Here is a 2,915-nt window from a genome sequence, read left to right on the forward strand (position 1 = left end):
GGCGTGTCGCCTGATGCTGAGTCGCCGGCCGCTGTTGCCGCCGAGGTTTACCGGGAGGAGGAGAAGGCTGGGTCCGGGAATGTGTTGATTGGGTATGGGACTCCGGGCGGGCATGGGGTTGCTCGGCGGAGTCGGGCTCCGAAGCGGGCTGTATTGGCCGAGCCTGCGGTGCAGGTTTCGGAGGCGGAGAAGGCTGCCGACGATCTTTTGCTGATGCGGACACGGGTTCCGGGGAAGCTGGGGGCTGTGATTTCTCCGTTGGTCCGGCGGATGGCCCGGGACCATGGGGTGGATCTGGGGGAACTTCAGGGGTCGGGCACCAGCGGGCTGATCATGCGGCGCGACGTCGAGTCCGCCATCAAGCCCTCGGAGGTTGAGCGCCCGGAGACACCAGCTGCCGCCCCCGTTGCGGCTCCGGCCCAGGCTGGCGGCACGGACGCACGGACAGGCCTCGGTATCTCCGCGCGGACCCCGGTGCGGGGTGTGCGCAAGGCCGTTGCCGCCAACATGAGCCGCAGCCGGTCGGAGATTCCCGAAGCCACCGTGTGGGTGGACGTGGACGCCACGGCGCTCGTGGAACTGCGCTCCGCGCTGAAAAAATCCGATCCGCAGCACACCCCGGGACTGCTGGCGTTCATCGCCCGGTTTGTCACCGCAGGGCTCAAGAAATTCCCCGAACTGAACTCCCGGATCGTCACCACCGAGGACACCACCGGCGGCGCCAGCCAGGAGATCGTGGCCTTCGACGGGGTCAACCTCGGCTTCGCCGCCCAGACCGGCCGGGGACTCATGGTCCCCTCGGTGCGCAACGCGGACAAACTCAGCGCCCGGGAACTGGACGCTGAGATCCGGCGGCTCACCGCCGTCGTCCGCGAGGGCAAGGCGACGCCCGCGGAACTGGGCAGCGGCACCTTCACGCTGAACAACTATGGCGTCTTCGGCGTCGACGGTTCCGCGGCCATCATCAACCACCCCGAGGTGGGCATCCTCGGTGTCGGCCGCATCATCGACAAGCCGTGGGTGGTCCACGGCGAGCTCGCCGTCCGCAAGGTCACCGAGCTAACCCTCACCTTCGACCACCGTGTCTGCGACGGCGGAACCGCCGGCGGATTCCTGCGCTTTGTCGCCGACGCGATCGAAAACCCGGGGTCGGTGCTGGCGGATCTCTAAGGCCCGCTGGGTAGAATCGAGGCCTGAACATCGCACCAACCATGCCGGCGCCGTGCCGGACTACGGAGATTTCATGTCACGATGGCTCGAGGTCGGCCAGGACAACTACGTGCTGACCACCCAAGGATCCCTGCTCAACACCGGGCTGGTTGTCGGCACCGAACGGGCCATGGTGATCGACACCGGCGGCGGGCCCCGGCAGGGCCGTGAGATCCTGGACGCCGTGCGGGAAAAGACGCAACTGCCGCTGGTGGTGGTCAACTCGCACGCCCACTATGACCACTTCTTCGGCAACGCCGTTTTCGCCGACGACGGCGTGACCGAGTTCTGGGGGCACCAAAACTGCGCCGCGGACATCGAGGGCAACGGCGACGCCCAACGCCACCTCGTGGCGGCCGCGGAACCGGAAATGGCCGCGGGCGACGGCGACGCCGTGGAGCTCGTGGTGCCGAACGCAATCGTCCGGGACCAGCCGGTGCTGGTGGATCTGGGCAGCCAAACCGCAACCCTGTTCTACCTGGGACGCGGGCACACCGACGGCGACCTCCTGGTGGGCACGGCAACCACGCTGTATGCGGGCGATCTCGTGGAACAAGGATCCCACCCGTCCTTCGAAGACTCCTTCCCGGAAGAATGGGCCGACGCCCTGCGGCATATTTCCGCGCTGCGGCACCGCTACGAATTCCTGATCCCCGGCCACGGCGAACCCTGCAGCGACGAGTTCGTCAAGACCATGGCCAACACCATGAGCACGGCCGTCCGGCAGGCAACGCAGGCTACCCGGGAGACGCCGAACGACGCCACCAAGGCCATCCCGATCCTGCCGTACGGCCCGGAGCAATCGCGCTGGTTCATCAAGCGGCTCAAGGAGACCGGCGCCCACCACTGAACCGGGAACCGAAAGACCCGAAGATAAGGGTGCTCACTACTTCGCCTAGACTTGCCCTTTGAAAGAAGTCACAACAAGCGCCGCAGCGTGCTCCGCTGTGAGTCCTGGGGGAGAAACCAAAACATGCCCGAACCGGTGGAAGACAACTCAGCCGCCACTGCTGAAAACTCAGGACAGCCTGAACTTCGCCGTCGCCGCGATTTGCGTCGCGCCGACGGTCCAGATGAGGCTGTCCGGACAGGAACCATGCCGGTCGTCAACCCCCGCAGCGCCACCGCGGAAACCACTGAACCCCCTTCCCGCCCGGCGCCACCGCGCAGCAGCTCCTGGGCCCAGGCCGCGGAGGCCGCCGATGAGCGCTTTGGGAACCCGGCCACCGGAACCACCCCGGTGATCGTCCAGGCGCCGCCCGCCCCTCAGCAGCCTGCCGCCCCGCGGCCGCCCGCAGCCCCGCCGACGTCTGCCCCGGTGGCGCCGGAGGAAGCGCACCTGCCCGACTCCGCACCCGCCGTCGTTCCCCCGCTGCCCACCCGCGCCACCCGCTCAGCGAGCCGGTCCGCCGCCCTGGCGAACGCTCCGGTCCCGGACTTCATCAGCTCGCCGGGCCTCTTTGTCCGGGAACAAAAGCCGCGGCCCGTCGGCGGATTCCGGGAGGCCCTCTACAAGATGACGGGCGGCGGCCTGAACCTGGGCCCGAGCGCCCGGCAACGCGAAGAGGACGAGCTGGCGCGCCGGATCTCCCGCCAACTCCAGGGCAGCTATAACACGGCTGTGCTGAGCCTCAAGGGCGGCATCGGGAAGACTTCCACCACCGTCGGCGTCGGATTGACCCTGGCCGAATACCCCAGCGCACAGC

General features: G+C 68.0%; 2 protein-coding genes and 1 pseudogene. All 3 read left to right on the forward strand.

The features are described from left to right. Positions 1–1,170: dihydrolipoamide acetyltransferase family protein (locus AB4Y86_RS15915; RefSeq protein WP_441403157.1), on the forward strand; the 1,170-nt coding region annotated here is incomplete at its 5' end. A 73-nt stretch (positions 1,171–1,243) separates the two neighbouring features. Beyond that, on the forward strand, positions 1,244–2,059 hold the full coding sequence (locus tag AB4Y86_RS15920; RefSeq protein WP_441403158.1) for an MBL fold metallo-hydrolase: 816 nt from the start codon (positions 1,244–1,246) through the stop codon (positions 2,057–2,059). A gap of 246 nt (positions 2,060–2,305) precedes the next feature. Beyond that, positions 2,306–2,915, forward strand: a pseudogene (locus tag AB4Y86_RS15925) (MinD/ParA family ATP-binding protein); the annotation flags it as partial.

Origin of the sequence: Arthrobacter sp. 2YAF22_2, assembly GCF_052114645.1 — a bacterium.
In the GTDB taxonomy this organism is placed as follows: domain Bacteria; phylum Actinomycetota; class Actinomycetes; order Actinomycetales; family Micrococcaceae; genus Arthrobacter.